This is a genomic window from Microbulbifer agarilyticus (assembly GCF_019800665.1).
Lineage (GTDB): Bacteria > Pseudomonadota > Gammaproteobacteria > Pseudomonadales > Cellvibrionaceae > Microbulbifer > Microbulbifer agarilyticus_C.
In genome coordinates this window covers 58,529-77,379 of record NZ_JAHVKO010000003.1, presented here as the reverse complement: position 1 = coordinate 77,379, position 18,851 = coordinate 58,529, and the positions used below count along the sequence as shown (strand labels likewise).

The 18,851-nt window shown below is 55.2% G+C and carries 16 protein-coding genes; 1 reads left to right on the top strand and 15 read right to left on the bottom strand.

Annotation, left to right across the window (positions count from 1 at the left end):
* Position 1: 1 nt before the first annotated feature.
* From icmH to KUV22_RS06065, 6 genes are all read right to left on the bottom strand, one after another.
* Positions 2-874, bottom strand: coding sequence for a type IVB secretion system protein IcmH/DotU (gene icmH / locus KUV22_RS06090; RefSeq protein WP_222229390.1), 873 nt, complete (start codon positions 872-874; stop codon positions 2-4).
* 1 nt (position 875) lies between these two features.
* The gene (gene tssK, locus KUV22_RS06085) at positions 876-2,213 is read right to left on the bottom strand and encodes a type VI secretion system baseplate subunit TssK (RefSeq protein WP_222229388.1); all 1,338 of its coding nucleotides are present in this window, start codon (positions 2,211-2,213) and stop codon (positions 876-878) included.
* A gap of 67 nt (positions 2,214-2,280) precedes the next feature.
* Complete coding sequence (gene tssJ, locus KUV22_RS06080; RefSeq protein WP_315857511.1) at positions 2,281-2,883, bottom strand: type VI secretion system lipoprotein TssJ; 603 nt, start codon at positions 2,881-2,883, stop codon at positions 2,281-2,283.
* 93 nt (positions 2,884-2,976) lie between these two features.
* Entirely contained in the window at positions 2,977-4,854 is a 1,878-nt protein-coding gene (gene tagH, locus KUV22_RS06075; RefSeq protein WP_261319231.1) for a type VI secretion system-associated FHA domain protein TagH, read from the bottom strand.
* A gap of 115 nt (positions 4,855-4,969) precedes the next feature.
* Complete coding sequence (locus KUV22_RS06070; RefSeq protein WP_222229384.1) at positions 4,970-6,409, bottom strand: type VI secretion system contractile sheath domain-containing protein; 1,440 nt, start codon at positions 6,407-6,409, stop codon at positions 4,970-4,972.
* A 92-nt stretch (positions 6,410-6,501) separates the two neighbouring features.
* Entirely contained in the window at positions 6,502-7,329 is an 828-nt protein-coding gene (locus tag KUV22_RS06065; RefSeq protein ID WP_261319228.1) for a transposase, read from the bottom strand.
* A 221-nt stretch (positions 7,330-7,550) separates the two neighbouring features.
* On the opposite strand from KUV22_RS06065, the gene KUV22_RS06060 reads away from it, so the two are divergent.
* The gene (locus tag KUV22_RS06060; RefSeq protein WP_222230396.1) at positions 7,551-8,426 is read left to right on the top strand and encodes a Stp1/IreP family PP2C-type Ser/Thr phosphatase; all 876 of its coding nucleotides are present in this window, start codon (positions 7,551-7,553) and stop codon (positions 8,424-8,426) included.
* A 79-nt stretch (positions 8,427-8,505) separates the two neighbouring features.
* Here the strand turns inward: KUV22_RS06060 and KUV22_RS06055 are convergent, their stop codons facing one another.
* From KUV22_RS06055 to hflX, 9 genes are all read right to left on the bottom strand, one after another.
* Positions 8,506-9,702 carry a multidrug effflux MFS transporter gene (locus tag KUV22_RS06055; protein WP_222229382.1) on the bottom strand — a complete coding sequence of 399 codons (1,197 nt, stop codon included), beginning with the start codon at positions 9,700-9,702 and terminating at the stop codon, positions 8,506-8,508.
* 237 nt (positions 9,703-9,939) lie between these two features.
* The gene (locus KUV22_RS06050) at positions 9,940-11,187 is read right to left on the bottom strand and encodes a lytic murein transglycosylase (protein WP_222229380.1); all 1,248 of its coding nucleotides are present in this window, start codon (positions 11,185-11,187) and stop codon (positions 9,940-9,942) included.
* A 153-nt stretch (positions 11,188-11,340) separates the two neighbouring features.
* The gene (trhA, locus tag KUV22_RS06045) at positions 11,341-12,009 is read right to left on the bottom strand and encodes a PAQR family membrane homeostasis protein TrhA (RefSeq protein ID WP_222229378.1); all 669 of its coding nucleotides are present in this window, start codon (positions 12,007-12,009) and stop codon (positions 11,341-11,343) included.
* Between the two features lie 194 nt (positions 12,010-12,203).
* On the bottom strand, positions 12,204-13,526 hold the full coding sequence (locus KUV22_RS06040; RefSeq protein WP_222229376.1) for an adenylosuccinate synthase: 1,323 nt from the start codon (positions 13,524-13,526) through the stop codon (positions 12,204-12,206).
* A gap of 119 nt (positions 13,527-13,645) precedes the next feature.
* On the bottom strand, positions 13,646-14,836 hold the full coding sequence (locus tag KUV22_RS06035; protein ID WP_222229374.1) for an ATP phosphoribosyltransferase regulatory subunit: 1,191 nt from the start codon (positions 14,834-14,836) through the stop codon (positions 13,646-13,648).
* 63 nt (positions 14,837-14,899) lie between these two features.
* Positions 14,900-15,085, bottom strand: a complete 186-nt coding sequence (locus KUV22_RS06030) for a DUF2065 domain-containing protein (RefSeq protein WP_222229372.1) — start codon at positions 15,083-15,085, stop codon at positions 14,900-14,902.
* Between the two features lie 163 nt (positions 15,086-15,248).
* The gene (hflC, locus tag KUV22_RS06025; RefSeq protein ID WP_222229370.1) at positions 15,249-16,124 is read right to left on the bottom strand and encodes a protease modulator HflC; all 876 of its coding nucleotides are present in this window, start codon (positions 16,122-16,124) and stop codon (positions 15,249-15,251) included.
* Positions 16,125-16,135: 11 nt separating this feature from the next.
* The gene (hflK, locus tag KUV22_RS06020) at positions 16,136-17,290 is read right to left on the bottom strand and encodes an FtsH protease activity modulator HflK (protein WP_222229368.1); all 1,155 of its coding nucleotides are present in this window, start codon (positions 17,288-17,290) and stop codon (positions 16,136-16,138) included.
* Positions 17,291-17,380: 90 nt separating this feature from the next.
* Positions 17,381-18,718: a ribosome rescue GTPase HflX gene (hflX, locus tag KUV22_RS06015; protein WP_222229366.1), complete on the bottom strand. Its 1,338-nt coding sequence runs from the start codon at positions 18,716-18,718 to the stop codon at positions 17,381-17,383.
* Between the last annotated feature and the right edge of the window lie 133 nt (positions 18,719-18,851).

Genomic DNA, 18,851 nt, shown 5'->3' with positions numbered 1-18,851 from the left:
CCTACTGTTGCTCTATGTTCTGATATGGCTTGCGCTCCGCGGATCTTGTGTTATCCGCTGTTAACGCCTGAATTTTTGCGGCAACGGGGGTTGCACTTTGGTATAGCCACCAACGGTAGCCGCTAAACGTTGCCACTAGCACGCCGAATACGACACTGGCGACAACCCACAGGGGCACGTATTGAATTAAACGTGTCTTTCTTTGGACACAGCCTTGCCAGCGCGGTGACAGATCGCGGTCCATCGGTGGTCTGTGACTTTCGATTGTGCGATAAAGGTTGTCACGAATTTGTTCCAGCTGCTCATAACCACGCGAGGCCAAGCGATACTTTCCCTGGAATCCGAGGCTCAGGCACAAGTAGAACAATTCCAGTAGTTCAATATGTGATCCTGGTGTTTCCAAGGTACGCTGTAAAATAAGAAAACATTTTTCACCACCGAACGTCTCTTTGTGGAACAAACTCAATAGCGAATGCTGGCTCCAGCCACTCGCACTACCCCATGGAGTAGATAGCACCACTTCATCGACAACAGTGCACAAGAGGTAACGCGCTGTCAGCACCGTTTCCTGTGGCAATGACAACTGCTTTGCGTTGCGCTCAAAGGATTGGATCTCCCGAGTGAGGCGTTTGTGGAGGTCCGGGACGTTGCTGTGGTTCATGGTGGTGCGCAATTTGATGATCGCACCCAGTAACTTCGATGCTGCTGATATCAGCGGGTTCAAGCTGTTGCGAATATGCAAGTCTGCAGATTGCTCGCCGGCCGTAAAGTTCTGCGCGCGTAGCTGAGCGCCCTGTGCCGGTGCGGCGCCTGGTGTTGGGACCATGACGGTGCGATCTGCTGCACCGGGTGCGGAATAGGTGTCATTACTCATCTCAGTTGTTCCTTATGGCCCAAAGCTCCATAGCCAATCCGGGAAACTCTGCCCCGAGATGAACAGCAAAGCCACCGGAGCGCTGCATGGCCTGCCAGAGCTCTCCGGTACGCTCCAACTCGAAGTAGGTGAAACCAGCGTGGTATGGAATCTGACGTGGTGCAACCGGCAGTGGGCGCACACTGAGTCCCGGCAACTGTGCAGAGATCAATTCGCGAATAGCCTCAACCGGTGCAACCTTTGCTTGCCCTGGGAAGCGGCTGCGCAATAAGTCCCCCGGCATATCGGCTTTTGCGGCGAGGACAAAGCTCGCTGTTTTTACTAGCGATGGGTCCGTAATCGGCGCAACGTAGATTCCGAACTTGCGCTCGACCAGATCCATCGGGATTGCTGTCTGCTCCAGTACCGTTGACAACGACTGGCGCAACGCCGAATACAGCCCGGAAAAACTTTGCTGCAAGTTTTCATGCATGTAATGCGGGATTTCGGGTGGGCGCTTGTTAGCAGTTGTAAATGTGGAAAGCTCACCCGCTAGCTGTAACAATTCGATAAACAAGGTGTGCGGATGCAGCCGCGGTTGAGCGGTGATCTGTTTGAGCATTGGCTCAAATCGGTTGACAACCTGCAGTAATAGATAGTCAGCGATTTCAGCAGATCCACTGCGGCCGCTATCACTCAGGCGATGGCCAAGGGCGCTACCTCGATGGTCGAGCAAGCCCTTTACTTCCTCAATGTAGGCCTTTATTACGGAAGACGTATCGGCATTTAGTAAAGGCGGGATATAGTCTGTATCGAGCTCTATAGGCTTCTCCGGCTGCCGCTCGCGGACTCTCGCAATCCCGATTGCGGCATAACCACTCAAGTCTTCGCTACCCAACTTGAGACAGGTGCGCAACTTGCCTACCTGAATACGCGCGGCTTCGCCGGAAGAGGACGCACTATTACGCGCATCGAAATTAAATGCCTGATAGCGCGCTTGGGAAAAATCTTCCTGATCCCGCACTGATTCCTGGCTGCCGGGTCGCTTCATTGGAATACACAAGTAGACGACTTCATCACGGGTATTGACCGGCACGTCCAAGACGTCCGGCAAGTTTTCGTTCTCCGGCGACAGCATCGGCGTACCATCGGGGAAAATTGCACTGATACGCGACAGAGACAACTTGCCCATCGCCATTGGTTCACTGTCAATCGCAAGCTCAATCAGCCCCCAGGTATATGGACCGAGGGCACCGGTACGCGCTTCCAGTACCTGCTCCAGATAGCGGTCCTGCTGCTGGAAATGCTGAGGGCGAAGGAACATACCTTCGCTCCAGATTACTTTGTTGTTCGCCGACATACGTATTCCCTGTTGCGGCGCGAAGCGCTTGCTTCGCTTGAATGGCAGATCAATGATTGATAAGGAATCAACGCTTGTTCGGCTGTTTTAGTTCCCGCAGACGCTCGTACTCTGCACTGGAAATCGTGACATTCTTCTCTTCATTGCTGCGTCTTTTATTCCGCGCACTGGCATTTCGGTTACGCATTGACAATGCCTCTGCGGATAACATACGTGTGCCCTCTAGGGTTATCGCATAGTCGTTCTTACGATGATCGGTGATGGGCAATAGCATCAGGGCTTCCGCGCGTTGGTACTGAACAAACTCAGCGAGCAAGCCTATATATTCGACCTCAGGAGAGAGAACCAATTCTTCCAGCCTCTGCTCACCGGGTGCGAATTCTTTCAGAATGACAGTATCAATTAAGTCTTTACCCAGGCGAGATTCTGCGTTCTCGTACAAGTTCAGGAACTCTTCGCGAGAAAACTGGCGGTCATCGGCCAACATAAAAACCCGTACCACCACGGGCGACGCGCGCCCGTCATTATCCGGGTTTACGTCCTGTTCTATTTCCAGGTTCAGGGCAACACTGGTATCAAAATTCAGTGTTCGACGAGTGGTCTGACACGCGGCAAGAGTTAACGCTAGCAAAAGGACCAATACCAGCTTCAGAATTTGTTCAGTTTTCACAATATTCTCCGTATTTAGGTCTACAGAAGTTTTCGGATATTTATGGCTCTTGATACCTATCTTCTGTAAAAAATATTCGATTTCGATTCCTGCTCACTTGTTAAAAGCTCGTGAATTTTTCAACTCTGAAAGCTGGCTTTCATAGGTGGAAGCAAATTCTTCACCAAACAGACGCCGATAGCAGCTATCAGGATCACTCACCAACTCACGGTATGCCTCAACATAGTTGTCCCAATTTCGTGCACTTTTACTGGAAAATACGCCGCTTTGGGCACCGCCACGCCGTTCTATATTGTCCGGATTGAAATAACGTAACATTGCCTCGTAACCGGCGCGCATTCCCGACAAGACCGCCACCTGATGATCCGAAAGATCATCGAAACTATCTCGTACCGCATCCACCGGAGTCATAAAGGCACTATTGCCGGCAAACATCGCGCTCAATGCATCCCTTGCGGTAGCGCTAAACTTGAGCGGATTATTTGCCTCCGTCTGGATCATGGTGCGCTGCACCCGCAATTCATTTTTGATACTGGTTCGTGCACGTAGCAGGTCGATCAGCCGCCCCACGCTCTCTTCGACAATCGCAGCAGTCTGTCTGTCAAACTGTGTCAGTTGATCGCCCTGTAACGCCACTCCGAGCTTCTGCGCCAGAAACGGCAAACTGTCTGCCGTAGAGGTTTTCTGTGGCGCGACCTCCGGCGAAGGACGCATCGTCGTGGCCATCGACGGAGTACTGAATTGCTGGGATCCCTGAGCGACACTCGCCCCTATGTTAGATACAGAGCCCAAACCAGCATTCTCCATGCCTGGGAAGCTTTCGGGCGCGGGCTGACCTGAGGCAGGCACAGCGCCCCTGTGTAATGATGACAGCGCGATATCAGCGCTTTCGCTTCCATCGCCTCCAACGCCGCCATTGCTCCCCGCGTCTCCTTCCCCAAGTACCGGGGCGCCAGCAATTTGATTACCAGCCACTTCTGAGAATGATTCGGCAAAAGGGTTCTCTTGCGGATTAACGCACGGGGTGTTCGACACCTGTGAATGGAGATTGTCGGGATTGCACTTGGCTTTCGGCGCAGGTACTGAGTGCGCGTCAAATTCCGGCCCAGCGGCCGGGCGTCTTGCAAAGGCACGTTCAGGGGAAGGCGCCGGTGAGGACTGCTGCGGACGGATCTGCATGGAATGACTGTGGGCAGGCGCATGATCCTGTTCACTGCCATCTTTCCACCAGGCGTCGTTATCGCCCCAACTGTTAGCCAATGCAGGTGAGGAAACAGATTCAGGAGACGAGCTACCACCTAGATCCGCAAGTGGGTCGAAATCACTGTTGCCTAAGGAACCGCCAAACAAACCGTCCTGTGCGGACCTCCCAGCCCCCATCACCTGCAATGGATCAGTAGGTTTCTCTTGTCCGAGCAAGCCCTCTAATGAATTATTTGTCTTACTCTCGTTTTCGCTGACCAAGTAGCCCCACTCACCGCTATGATTTGTTGCGGCAGCGGCACCGGGCTCCAACCAACTATCGAGCTCTTGCGCCTCTTTATTACTTTGCATCTTTGCCGCAGCTTCGGCACTAAACGTGGTGCGATCAGCACTATCAAGGAAATCTGCGCCACCCACCCCCTTGGGTAACGCACTATCGGGTTTTGGCTTACGTACCGAAACCTTGAGCCTATAGTCTCCCAGCGCGAGGACGTCGCCGTCCGCCAACGGGATCTGATTACCATTGCCAACCGGACTGCTCGATTGGTTGTGGTAAGTGCCGTTAGTACTCAGGTCTTTTAAAAAATAGCGACCATCAGAAAAAATAATCTCACCATGACGCGACGATACTACTCGCTGAGGGTCAACAAGCACCCAGTCATTGCTGTCAGCGCGGCCAAAACTCCCGCCCTGCGGAGTGAAAAGCTTGGTGTGCTTTTGCATATTTGACCCTTCGGGGTCCGCGATGACTGAAAGCAATAGATCCATAATGGTCAGGCTCGCATACTAATCACGCGTGGCAACGATACCTTTCGCGATATTGAATTGGATGTCCCGCAACGTAGAAGAGCGCACTCGCAACCTTGTTGTTCGGACCTGTAGATCATGACCAGGAGCCACGCAATTCTGAGCCCGCAATCGACTGTAAGTTCGGCAAGACAATTTCGTCACGGCCCTGAACCGAGCGCAATGTACTTAAGCCCGCATCATAGAAACGTGCGGCGGCACGATCTGTCATCCATGCTTCCGCACAGGGGGTTAGCCAGTCGCCGTGGGGGAACTTACGCAAATGTAATGGTAGGTCCCTGTAGTGATCCGCTTGCACAAGAGATGGTTTGCCAGAAGAAATGAAAGCGGAACAGATCGATAACGCCAGTAAATATGCGCTATTTCCCCATAAGTAGTATCGATGACCTAATTCTGGCGTGAGCTCCTCAAATTTGAAGTTGTCCGTCCGCGACGCATCATTGCCAAAAGGCAAACGCAGGAGAAATCGTGGTGTGGCCAGGGCAACATGCTGGCAGGCCTCGTATCTCTGCAATGCCTGCCAGCCTTGCGTAAAAGAAGCATCGAGTGGGGAGCACCAATCGTCCGGATCCATCGACCCTGCCATACTCGGGCAGCCCCCTAGCCGACAATCCCCACCGAGGATCAGCGTGCTACTTGTAGCCTCCACCATAGTGGCCAGGTCGATCAGCATATGTAGATCGCGTTCGTCGTCGGCAACATAAAAATCGCCGACAATCAGATTATATGGCGCATCACCAGCCGTGGTATTTCGCTCAACCAGGCACTTGAATAACTTCGATTCTTCAAGATCGTCGTTTGCATGTGCAAGGTCCGCAAGTATTTCCGCCTTGCTAATATCCAGCAGGTGTACTTCCAAACCAGGGTGTTCCCCCAGTCGACGAAGCAACATATGCAAGCTCCGCCAGCTCGCTTCGAGTTGGCGGAAATCGCTATGATGCATGATTTTTCGCATCGCCTCTGAGCTCGCTTCGGTTACCGCATCGAGATACGCAGTCTGGTTAACGTCTGGCTTTTGCTGAACGTAAGGAGCGACGATATCTTTTATAAGAAGATCTATTTGCCCCAAAGTCGTGTCGTTGGCATAGTTTTCTTGCAATGGTTGATAGGGCTCACCGGTTAGAATCCTGTCGAGAATGGATTGTTCTCTTTGTTCTTTGTGCTGTGATATGTGTGCTTTTCTGCACGGCTGAGTCCTTTCTACGATATCCGAATGCCAGTTGCGAATTTCCTTCGCGGCACGAGAGAATTGACCTGGGTTTAATAGTTGCTGCTCAAGTTCGGCAAACTTTTCAAAAAGTGGCACTCTCTGATAGAGGTAGTCCGGATGTAAATCGTCAAACTCGAGTAGTGGTAATGGGGCGTCAAAAGCAGGAATTTTTACGCGGACCTGAAGCCTCTCGAAGAGTTGCTCGAAGTTGTCCTTCGTTACCCGATACGCTGGACGCGTGTGCAGAGACTCCGGCTCGCACAATGATCGGCTACTACGCCCACTAAAATCGCCAACGACCGCCACCTTAAATCTGGCACAGCCGTACCCACTAGAGGAATTTCCTGAGTCTTCAGAAGATCGAAATATTGCGTCACTTGTTCGTATCGTCGCCCGAGTCAAAGTCCCGCCTCCAGAGATATGGATCCTTTCCGACTTACACCATCCTCTACCACTTCGCTGCTATCCGCTGCGGTCTCTGCGTGCTGCCCGTCTTTTTCTGGCTCATCCATTATCGACTCGTCGGACACTGCTTTTGCCACTGATTTCCTCGGCCTACCGCGTTTCAGGGGCCTCACTCGCTGATTGGAAATCTGCTCAATCTTATCTTTGAAGACATCGCCCCCGAGGATCTGCCCGAGCTTTATTGTTTCAGCAATGTATTCCAAAAGACGCCGATCGAATCGATAGCGAAAGAGCTCGCGATAGGCATCTGCACGCGCAGCTGGGTTACTCCCAAGCTCCATGTATAGACGGTGATCTTTGATGACATTGTTACGCACGAGGTTGGCGTGATACAGAAAACTCGACCAGCAGTAATCACTCATTGAATCTGACAAGCCGAGATAAATGGGGCGAGATTCAACATAACGGTAACAAGTAAGAAGGTAAGCATCGGAATCGATCAAGCTGGACTTATAGCGTCCAGCCCAAAGTGTTCCCGACCTGCGATAGCGGTGATTTATAAACTGAACATAACGACGACCAAGAGACTGCATCATCGAAGAAATACCATCAGGCACCCTCGGAGTAGCAATTATTTGGATCATATTCGGAAGTAACACGTAGGCATGAATGTCCACCTGATACTGATCAGAAGCATTGCGCAAGCTGTCTAGGTAGAACTGATAATCCTCTTCATCAAAAAAGCACGGAAGATTATTGTGTCCCACCTGCACAATGTGCTGAGGAATATCGATGAGGTTAAGTCTCGGAAGACGGGGCATCGTGCCAAAAAATCCTTTTTAATTTGTACAGCCGTACCAGCTGCACATCCATTACTCGCAGTGGATTCGCATTATTGCAAATGATTTAAAAAAATTTCAAACCAAAAGCTCGAGCGCGTTAACATTACGGCTTCATGACGGAAAAATTTTTGTGAAACGTTCGTACCTGTTTGCGCTTCAATCCGTTTATTTTTAAGAATATTTATGGAGTCGTGAGTGGCATGGAGCCAACGAGGCTGACAGTCAATGGTCGCACCGACATTGGTCAGGTGCGGCAAGAAAATGAAGACAGCATCTACTGTCACTGTGATGAGGAAAAACCGTTTGCGTTTATTATTGTCGCCGATGGCATGGGGGGTTACACGGGTGGCGCCACTGCGAGTGGTATCGCGACTAAAGCACTGGCAGCGAATTTGGATGGGCTGCTTAGCCCCAACTTTCTCTCAGCCTCACTTGCTGAACAGCAATTATTACTCCAGGCCACGCTACTCGAGGGCGTAGAACAAGCTAATCGTGAAATTATCGACACGAAGCAAACACGCCCGGAGTTTTCGCAAATGGGCACTACACTGGTTGCGGCGGTAATTTGGCAAAACTTTTTGATCGTCGCCCATGTAGGTGATTCGCGCGCATATTTGTGGAACCCTTATGGTCTTCAGCGCCTCACCAAAGACCATAGTGTCGTGCAGGAAATGATTGATGCAGGGCAAATGACTTCAGAACAGGCACAGTCGTCCCAGGTTCGCAATCATATAACCCGCGCACTAGGAATCGCTGAGCCGGTCGAGGCGTGTATAAATAGCTGGAATCTAAAAGAGAGCGCCCTATTATTACTCTGTAGTGACGGCTTGACCGAGTATGCGGATGATCATGTGATTGAGCGGATACTCGCCACCCACCGCCCCGCGCTGGATTCCGTGGATCACTTTATTGACTTTGCCAATACTGATGGCGGCCGAGACAATATTAGTGTGGGAATTATAGAGTTTTGCCAGAGAGCGGGTGCGATAGCAGAGTTCGACGGCAACGCGATCACGCTAAAGCCTGCACAAAAACACGATGTAACGGTGCGAAAAAATCAGCACAGCGGCAACTAAACCAAACAAAAATAACATCGCACTCTAAATTCGGCCTGCGACATCCCGCCAAGCCAAGCTGAAGAGGCGACGCAGCGGCTCAGCCATTAACGGGATGCGCAGGGCGGCGCAAGGTAAGAAAAAACAGGATTACCGAAGACATACCGCATACAGCAATGGATGCAACCAACGTGAACGGTGATCCGTCAAACACCGCACTGACAATAACAATTGCAATTGCGCCCAATACCATCTGCAGAGTTCCGCCCAGAGCCGCAGCGGTGCCGGCGATTGGCCCATGCTCATCCAGAGACAGCACCATGGTTGTTGGCACAATCAAGCCGAGAAAGGCATTCGATAAGAGCAATAACGTCACCAGTACGACAAAATTGTCCACGCCGGAAATATTCAGTAGCAAATGTACAAGTGCGGTCAGCGCAAACCCATTTACCGCCCACTTCACCACGGCAACACCACCGAAGCGCTCGCCAAGACTTGCCGCGAACTGGCTTGAAGTAAAGAACCCAAGCGCATTCAAGGCAAAGGCCAGACTGAATTGGGTGGGGGTAAGGCCGTAGTACTCGGTATAGAGAAATGCGGCAATCGCGAGGAATGAGAAAAAGCTGGCGGTTCCCATACCGCCAATCAGCGTCATTCCCATGAAGATCGGATCGCGAAACAAGACCTTGAACGCAGCGAACATCGCAGAAATTTTTACTGGCACCCGTTCCGCTACCGGCAGAGTTTCGGGTAAGGCAAAGCGGATCAACAGAAGACTCACCACGGTTGCCGCGGCCACCGCATAGAAAACGATCGGCCACCCAAATGGATTCATCAGCAAGCTGCCCACAAGCGGCGCCAGCATCGGTGAGATTGATATCACCAGCATCACCAAGGCCATCAAACGTGTGGCGTCAGTACCGGTATAGCGGTCGCGGATAATCGCACGAGGGATCGACATCACCGAGGCCGCGCCAACGCCCTGAACAAAGCGCATAGTGATTAGCCATTCGATTGTGGGGGAAAGCGCACAGCCGAGGGATGCCAGGAGAAATATCGCCAGCCCGGAATACAGCGGAGGTTTGCGGCCAAACATATCCGCGGCGGGGCCGTAGAAGAGCTGACATACACCAAAGGCGATAAAAAAAGACACCAGAGTGTACTGGGACTTGGTCGCGGAGACACCAAAGTCTTCCGCCATCGCCGGCATGGCGGGGAGGTACATATCAATGGCAAAAGGGCCCACACAACTGAGCAGGCCCAAGATCAGCGCCATTTTTACAAAATCAGATTTCATCAAGCTGGGACTTATTTTCGGAAGCACTTCCGGTACAACCACCGGACCAGCGTGCGTCCGAACCTTTGGTGAGTCTATCAGCCCTTGCGGTAAGTCCAAAGCAGGCCAAATGTCATCGGATTGATTTCACTTTCCGAACCGCTTGGGCCTCTGCAGTTATTAATACACAAATAAAAAACGGTGGCATGTCAGTCAGTAATCGACTCTCATGGCACCGTTTATTCGTAAAAGAATGTGTCAGTTCTTACGGATCAGCTCCAGAACCTCTTTACTGGGGAAGCCCTGCAGATCAACGCCGACACTCTCTTCAAACTTGAGGATGGCTTTGCGCGTACCGCCGCCGGCTTTGCCATCGATCTCACCATCGTAGAAGCCTTTCTCCTTGAGCTTGGTTTGCAGCTCAATGATTTCATCGCGATCCAGTTTGGTGAAGGGACGCTTCCAGTCCTTGCTGAGCGGGGGTGCACCACCGATTTGGTCGGCCAGGATGCCCACCGCCGCGGCATAGCGGTCGGAGTTGTTGTAGCGTTTGATGACGAAGAAGTTCTTCAGCATCAGGAACGCTGGGCCTTTGCGGCCAGCGGGAAGCTTCAACTCGGCGACGTCATTCGGGCGGGGGAACTCCTTGCCGCGCACACGTTTTACGCCAAGCTTCTCCCACTCGGAAATCTTCAGCTTACCGGCGGGTAATTTGCGATCCGGGATGGTGACTTCGTAGCCCCAGGTTTGCCCAGATACCCAGCCATTCTTTTTCAGTAGATTGGCCGCGGTCGCCAGCGCATCGGGCACGGAATTCCAGATGTCTTTTTTGCCATCGCCATCCATATCTACCGCATAAGCCTGGTAGCTGGTTGGGATGAACTGGGTGTGTCCCATTGCGCCGGCCCATGACCCAGTGAGATTACTTTCGTCGATTTTGCCGCTCTGCAAAATCTGCAGCGCTGCCAGGAGCTGGCTGGTACCAAACTTTTTGCGCTTTGGATCGGCATAGGCAAGTGTGGCCAGCGAGCGAATCACACTGCGCATGACGGTTTTGTTATCCAAAATGGCGCCAAAGCTGGACTCCATGGACCAGATCGCCAACAGGATATTCGGGTTAACGCCGGACTGCTTCTCAATCTTGTCGAGCCAGGGCTTCAGCTCCTTTTTCTTGGCTTTGCCGCGCTGCACCGCGTATTTGGTTACACGGTTATCAAAGTACTGCCACACCGGCGCCTTGAACTCTGGCTGGAAGCTCGCCTTATCCAGCACCCACTGGTCAGGGGAGTCGATACCCTTGAAGGCGCGGTCGAAGGTTTCTGGTGTAATCCCCTCTTTCAGCGCCTGCTTACGAAACTCCTTTTTCCACTTTTCAAATCCCGGGTCGGCAGCAGCGGCCGCCACTTGGGGCCCTACAAGCAACAGGGCACAAAGGGATAAAAGTGCGAACAGGAAGAAATAGTGGCTACCGGTGCGGCGCGCCGGTAAAGAGGCAACCTGGCCCATAACAGCTCCTTGGCAATAACAGCTCGCACAAGGGTAGAACGGAAGGCTGGCAACGGAAAGGGAGGATTGACGCCAGTCATTCAGGGTGAGACTGGAACGACACTTTTTTCCACATACTCGACCCGCGAACCGCGAGCCGAGGGCTCAGGGAAATCAGGAGGCCGGCGGAATTACATAGAACAGCACGGCAAAGAAATGCAGTACGCCGCCTGCCAGTACAAACAGGTGCCATATGGCATGGTGGAAGCGGAGGCTACGCCACAGATAAAACGCAATGCCGCCGGTGTAGCAGAGGCCACCCAGTACCAGCAGCAGCAGGCCACCCGGGGCCAGGTTGTCCATCAGCGGTTTAACCGCTGCAACGATCACCCAACCCATCAGCGCACTCAGGGTAATGGACAGGGCGCGGATCTTCTTCAGCGGCGAGAACTGGATAATCAGGCCCAGCAGAGCGAGCCCCCAGATTACGCCAAATATTGTCCAACCCCAGGGGCCACGCAGGGTTACCAGGGTAAATGGCGTATAGGTTCCGGCGATCAGCAGGAAGATGGCGGAGTGGTCCAGGGTGCGCAAAATTTGCTTGGCACCGGCGTGGGTAACACTGTGGTAAAGCGTCGAGGCAGAGAAGCACAATATCAGGGTCGCGGCATAAATACTGCTGCTGACGATATGCCAGGCATCCCCACGCAGAGCGGCAAAGGCGCACAGAACACCGAGACCGGCAATGGCCAGCAAGGCGCCTACACCGTGGGTGACGCTATTGGCGATCTCCTCGGCAAAGGTGTAGCGAGTGGCGACCTTGGCGGTCATGCTATTGGACATGGCGCTTACCCGTTGGGTTACCGAATCTGCACAGGTTGAACAAGCGGTTCAGGATGGCAGAAAAATGTGACTACAAATTGAATTACAGTCCCATGATCAGGATTTGTACGGCGGGAGGCAAGCAAAGTTTGAGACCGGCGAGTATCGCCGGCCTCAAACAGGAGGGTTCCTGACGGGTCGATTGACCCGCGGAATTACACGCTGGGGTTATGGATGCCCATCTCGCACAGGGCGGAGGATTCACGCACGATGGTCTGTACGCGGTCCGGACCGGTAGAGATGATATCGATAGGCGCGCCCACCAGCTCTTCAATGCGGGCGATGTAGTCACGCGCGGCCTGCGGCAGTTCTTTTTCGCGCTGCACACCATAGGTGGTCTCGCTCCAGCCCGGCATGGATTCGTAGACCGGCTCCACGCCTTCCCAACCAGCGGCATCGAACGGTACCGGCACTTCTTCGCCGGCGGCGTTGCGGTAGCCCACACAGATTTTCACTTCTTTCAGGCCGTCGAGTACGTCCAGCTTGGTCAGGCACAGGCCGGAGATGCTGTTGATGCGGATCGCATGGCGCACGGCAACGGCATCGAACCAGCCGGTACGGCGCTGACGGCCGGTGGTAGCGCCAAACTCGTGGCCCTTTTCACCCAGGTGACGACCCACTTCACAATCCAACTCGGTGGGGAATGGACCACCGCCCACGCGCGTGGTGTACGCCTTGGTGATACCCAGTACGTAATCCAGGTACAGCGGGCCAAAACCGGAACCGGTGGCGGTGCCGCCTGCGGTGGTATTGGAGGAAGTTACAAACGGGTAGGTGCCGTGGTCTATATCCAGCAGGGAGCCCTGGGCACCCTCAAACAGGATGTGTTCACCGTTCTCGCGTGCCTTGTGCAGCATATCCGCCACATCGGCAATCATCGGTACCAGCTCTTCACGCCAGGTTTCCGCCAGCTTGAGGGTTTCCTCGTAGCTGACCGGCTCCGCCTTGTAGTACTGGGTCAGGGCGAAGTTGTGGTATTCGAGCAGCTCTTTCAGCTGGGCACAGAAGTTGTCCCAGTTGCACAGATCGCCGAGGCGCAGGCCGCGACGGGCTACCTTGTCTTCATAAGCCGGGCCAATGCCGCGGCCGGTGGTGCCGATTGCCTTGGCACCGCGGGCTTTTTCTCGGGCCTGGTCCAGGGCCACGTGTACCGGCAGGATCAGCGGACAGGCAGGAGACAGGCGCAGGCGCTGGCGCACCGGTACGCCGGCAGACTCGAGGCCGCCCATTTCTTTCAGCAGGGCTTCCGGAGACAGCACCACGCCATTGCCGATCAGGCAGGTAACGTCGGTGCGCAGAATACCGGAGGGAATCAGGTGCAGAACAGTTTTCTCACCGTTGATCACCAGGGTGTGGCCGGCGTTGTGACCGCCCTGAAAGCGGACTACCAGTGCGACTTTTTCGGTCAGCAAATCGACGATCTTGCCTTTGCCTTCGTCGCCCCACTGGGTGCCCAGCACCACTACATTCTTGCCCATGTGTGTATATCTCGTGTCGTCAGTTCAACGTTAGACGGGCGGAAAATAACTGTCGGCCGCGCCCGTCTAGCGGCCAGAAAGTGCAATAAAAAGTTCGACTCAATCGAATAGCTTAGGCTTCAGCCCCGTGGTTTCACCACCCAGTCGTCGCCTTCGCGTACCAATTCGCGGTCGCAGCGGGCCAGGGTTTCGGTGTCGCCACTGCCTTCGCCAGGCATGGTGCTGATGACAATCTCGCCGTCGGCGCGCAGAGCACCGATGGTTTGCCACAACTGCGCGCAATCGCTGGCGGGGGCGAGAATCGCAGCGGCTTCGGCTCCGCCGTTCTGTCCCAGGGTATTGATGGCCACCAGATCAGTACTGAAACCGGTGGCTGCACGGTCGCGACCAAACACGGCGCCGATACCGTTGTAGCGGCCACCGTTGGCCAGCGCCTGCCCGTGCCCCGGGGAGTAGGCGGCAAATACCAGGCCGGTCTCGTAGTCGTAGCCGCGCATTTCGCCTAGGTCAAAAAACAGCTCTACCTGTGGATAACGACGCGCCACCGCGTCCGCGACCTGCTGCAATTCATCCAGTGCATTGCGCAGGGCCTCTGGGCCATCGGCAAACAGTTCACTGGCGCGCGCCAAGCACTCGCTGCCGCCGGCAAGGCGAGGCAGGTTGCGCAGCCACTTCGCTGCCTGCTCACTGGCAATATTCTCTTCCACCCAGCGCTCGATATCCGCCACCGCCTTGCTCTGCAGCAGTGAAGTCAGGGCGCCCTGCTGGGCTTCATCCAGCTGGGCGGCATCTGCAAGACTGCGGAAGATCGCCACGTGCCCCAGATCCAGATGGATCTCGCGGATACCCGCGGTACGCAGGGTCTCTACCATCAGGCTGATAACTTCGATGTCGCCCTGCAGGCTCTCGACGCCATACAGCTCGGCACCGATCTGAATCGGCGCACGCGGGCCCATCGGCGAGCGCGGGCGGGTGTATAACACCTGACCGGCGTAACACAGACGGTTGGCGCCACTTCTGGGGAAGCTGTGGGAGTCGATGCGCGCGGCCTGCGGCGTGATATCCGCGCGGATACCCAGGCTGCGACCGGACAACTGATCGGTCACCCGGAAGGTACTCAAGTCCACATCGCGCCCCATACCGATCAGCAGTGAATCGGTAAATTCCACCATCGGCGGAATGATCATTTCGTACCCCCAGCGGTGATAGAGATCCAACAGGTCTCTGCGCAGGGTTTCCACCCGCTTGGCGTCCGCGGGCAAAATCTCGGCGATGCCATCCGGTAGCATCCAGCGTTCGGCTTGGGTCATGATGTGGGCGTTCGATAATTAGCGGTGCGGCCTTCTCGGCCGGGAGAATCTCGGTCCTGAAGCTCAGTCAAACAGCATCAGCAGGGCCGTGCCGGCGAGCATACAAACCAGCCCCGCCGTGCGCAGGCTGCGATTATCCACAGATGCCAACTGCTGTACCAGTGCGCGCCAGCGTCTGGGGTAGAGAAAAGGCAAAATGCCCTCGATGATCAGCACCAGGCCGATGGCCCGGACCAGCTCGTCCCACACGTTGGTCGTTCCTCAGGAGTATTCCGCAAAGAGGTACAGCAAGAGATTCGTCAAACGGGCCGGCACAAAAAAACCGGGCGCCGGCCCGGTTTTGGGGATTTTACCACTAAATTGTGGAGGTGTGGCCACTGAAGTGGCCACGAAATAGTCATAACTACCGTCGTTATTCTCCGGAAGGATCCTTCAGGTAACGGAAGAACTGACTGTCTGGCTCCATCAGCAGCATATCGCTCTTGCTCTTGAAGGACTCTTTATAGGCCGTCAAGCTGCGGGAGAAGCGATAGAACTCCGGGTTCTTGCTGAAAGCCTCGGCGTAAATCTGAGCGGCCTCGGCATCAGCCTCACCGCGCACCTCTTCCGCCTTGCGATACGCCTCGGATTCGATAACCACCTTTTGTCGATCGGCGCTGGCGCGGATACGCTCACTGGCCTCCTGACCCTTTGCGCGGTGGTCACGGGCTTCCAGCTCACGGCCGGCACGCATACGCTGGAACACCGATTCGGATACTTCCGGTGGCAGGTCGATACGCTTCACACGCACGTCCACGATCTCAACCCCGAGGTCCGTCTGCGCAGTCTCGTTCAGGTTAGTGGTGATTTCCGCCATCAGCTCATCGCGCTGACCACTCACCACCTCGTGCAGGTCGCGCACACCAAACTGGTTACGCAGGCGGTTATTGATCTGTTCTGCCAGCAGGCGCACAGCGTTGCGCTCATCGCCGCGGGTCGCCACGTAGAAGCGGCCCACGTCGAAAATGCGGAACTTCGCGTAGGAGTCCACCATCATGAACTTGTTTTCGCTGTTCAGCATCCGCACCGGCTGCGAGTCCACGGTCTGGATACGAGCATCGAATTTGCGCAACTCATGTACCAGCGGAATCTTGAAGTACAGGCCCGGCGTGTAGTCGGTGCGCACCACTTCACCGAAGCGCAGCAGTACCGCTTTTTCGGTTTCTTTCACCACAAAGGCGCTGCTGGATACCGCGAGTAACGCGAGCAAAACCAGGGCGATGACAAAAAGAGATTTGTTACTGTTCATTGCTTCTCTCCTTATCGTACGTCGCGACTGCGGCGGCTGTTGGCCACTTCGGTACGCAGCTGGTTGATGACGCGCTGAGAAATCTCATCGACTACCTGAGGTGAGATCTGCGGGCGCTGGCTTGCGCTGCTCGCACTATTCTCGGCCAGTTTATCCAGCGGCAGGTACATCATGTTATTGCCGCCTTCCACATCGACCATCACCTTGGAAGTGTTTTGCATCACTTCCTGTACCGCATCCAGATACAGGCGCTCGCGGGTTACTTCCGGCGCGCGGGTGTATTCGGTCAGCAGCTTCTCAAAACGCACCGCTTCACCACGGGCGCTCTCGACAATGCGTGACTTGTAGCCTTCCGCTTCTTCGATCATCCGCTGCGCCTGACCACGGGCCACCGGGATTACCTGGTTGGCATAGGCCTGGGCTTCGTTCTGCAGACGCACCTCGTCCTCACGAGCACGTACTACGTCATCGAACGCGTCCTGTACTTCGCGCGGCGCCTTGGCGTCGGTGAGGTTGACCACGTCGACACGGATACCGGTCAGGTAGAGGTCAAGATATTCCTGCAGGCGCTCCTGGGTGTCAGCGGCAACCTGGGTACGATTCTGGGAGATAACCCCATTCAACGTCTGCGAACCGACGACGTGGCGCAGGGCACTGTCGGTGGCTTCCTGCAGACTCTTCAGCGGGTCGGCCACGCGCAGCACGAAAGACTCGGCATCGTCGATATGCCACTGCACCTGCAGCACCACGTCCACAATGCTCGCGTCCTCGGTGAGCATCTGACCGGTGGTGCGCTCGGTACGCACCTCGGTCATATTCACCTTGGTGACATGATCGACCAGCGGCGGATTCCAGTGCAGACCGGCGGTCTCGGTGCTGTGGTATTTGCCGAGGCGCAGGACCACGGCGGATTCGTTCGCATCCACCTGGTAAAAGCCCCACAGGCCGTAAACCACGGCGAGCACGATCAATACCAGCGACCAGGGGAAGCTGGCATTGCCACCGGGGCGACCGTCGTCACCGCCGGAAGGTTTACCACCAAACAGGCCATTCAGTTTCTGCTGCATTTTACGCAGCACTTCATCTAGATCCGGTGGGCCATCGTTGTTGCGATTGCCGCCACCCCATGGGTCTTTGTTATTACCACCCGGTTCGTTCCAGGCCATTTATTCACTCCAACTGTGCAACTTATTAATCATTAGCTGACGCAAATTCTAGCATTGAATGCCTGGGCTGCGCCGCGCCTCGGGTAACCGTTAATCGATTTCCCAGTCTTCAGGACGGGGTTCTTCTTCCGGCTTCTCCGGCAACCACTGCGGTGGGTTACCGACTTCGCGGAAGGGTGCCATCAAGCGCTGCAATTCAGCGCGCGGCAACAAAACCTGCAGTTCGACGTCGCCATTGTCGCGATAGCTTTCATTCTGTACCGCGTTCCCCGCAAACAACTGGGCACGCAAACGCGCATGCTGCGGGGGGATAACCAAGGCACCGCTCACCATTTGCTCACCGATGCGTTCGGCGATTGCCTCCACCAGCAGGTCGCAACCGGCGCCAGTGACCGCCGACAACCATACCGCACGGGGCACGCCCTGATCGTCGCGGTCGATGCGCGGTTCCGCATCGGCCAGCAGGTCCAGTTTGTTGTACACGAGCAACTGGGGCAAATCCGCCGCGCCAATTTCCTCGAGTACCGTCTGCACCTCTTCAATCAGGTGCAGGCGATTCTCTGCTGCGGCGTCCACCACATGCAGTAACAGGGAGGCATTAGCTGCCTCTTCCAGGGTCGCGCGAAACGCCTCTACCAGTCGGTGCGGCAGGTGGGATACGAAACCCACGGTGTCGGCCAGGACCATCGCGCCGACATTGGGCAATTCCACCCGGCGCATGGTGGGATCGAGTGTCGCGAACAACTGATCCTGCACATATACGTCGGAACTGGTAATTCGGTTGAACAGCGTCGACTTGCCGGCGTTGGTGTACCCCACCAGGGAAACCGTCGCGACTTCCGCGCGCGAACGCCCGCGTCTACCCTGCTCGCGCTGGCGACGGACCTTGTCCAGACGCTTTTCAATGGAGTCGATGCGCGCGCGCAATAAGCGACGGTCGGTTTCCAACTGGGTCTCACCGGGACCGCGCAGGCCAATACCACCCTTCTGACGCTCGAGGTGGGTCCAGCCGCGCACCAGGCGGGTAGACATGTGGCGCAGCTGCGCCAGCTCCACCTGCAGCTTGCCCTCGTGGGTCCGCGCGCGCTGCGCAAAAATATCAAGAATCAATCCTGTGCGATCGAGCACCCGGCATTTCAGCTCGCGCTCAATATTGCGCTCCTGACTCGGGGAGAGGGTGTGATCAAAGATCACCAGTTCCGCACCGTGCTTGGTGACGGTTTCCTGAATTTCCTCCAGCTTACCGCGGCCGACAAAAGTCTTGGGATCTGGGGTGGCGCGCTGGCCAAAGATAAAAGCCACCGGGTCGGCACCGGCTGAGAGCGCCAGCTCCTCAAATTCCCTAGGGTCATCGGGGCTGTCGATGGCGGAAAGTTCCAGGTGGACCAGGACGGCAAGCTCACCGGATTCCGGACGATCAAAAAACAAGGATTATTCTCTTGAACTCAATAGTTGCGCCGCACACTGTGTTATTCAATGCACTGACGCCGAACAACAGACGCCCCGGACGGGCCGGGGCGCTGAATACAACTTTCTGGAGGCCGGTGCTGAACAAAAACGG

Bases quoted from the DNA above. Each gene is read 5' to 3' on its own strand.
- icmH (WP_222229390.1), bottom strand. From the start codon at position 874: ATGAGTAATGACACCTATTCCGCACCCGGTGCAGCAGATCGCACCGTC.
- tssK (WP_222229388.1), bottom strand. From the start codon at position 2,213: ATGTCGGCGAACAACAAAGTAATCTGGAGCGAAGGTATGTTCCTTCGC.
- tagH (WP_261319231.1), bottom strand. From the start codon at position 4,854: ATGGATCTATTGCTTTCAGTCATCGCGGACCCCGAAGGGTCAAATATG.
- KUV22_RS06065 (WP_261319228.1), bottom strand. From the start codon at position 7,329: ATGCCCCGTCTTCCGAGACTTAACCTCATCGATATTCCTCAGCACATT.
- KUV22_RS06060 (WP_222230396.1), top strand. From the start codon at position 7,551: ATGGAGCCAACGAGGCTGACAGTCAATGGTCGCACCGACATTGGTCAG.
- KUV22_RS06055 (WP_222229382.1), bottom strand. From the start codon at position 9,702: ATGAAATCTGATTTTGTAAAAATGGCGCTGATCTTGGGCCTGCTCAGT.
- KUV22_RS06050 (WP_222229380.1), bottom strand. From the start codon at position 11,187: ATGGGCCAGGTTGCCTCTTTACCGGCGCGCCGCACCGGTAGCCACTAT.
- trhA (WP_222229378.1), bottom strand. From the start codon at position 12,009: ATGTCCAATAGCATGACCGCCAAGGTCGCCACTCGCTACACCTTTGCC.
- KUV22_RS06040 (WP_222229376.1), bottom strand. From the start codon at position 13,526: ATGGGCAAGAATGTAGTGGTGCTGGGCACCCAGTGGGGCGACGAAGGC.
- KUV22_RS06035 (WP_222229374.1), bottom strand. From the start codon at position 14,836: ATGACCCAAGCCGAACGCTGGATGCTACCGGATGGCATCGCCGAGATT.
- hflC (WP_222229370.1), bottom strand. From the start codon at position 16,124: ATGAACAGTAACAAATCTCTTTTTGTCATCGCCCTGGTTTTGCTCGCG.
- hflK (WP_222229368.1), bottom strand. From the start codon at position 17,290: ATGGCCTGGAACGAACCGGGTGGTAATAACAAAGACCCATGGGGTGGC.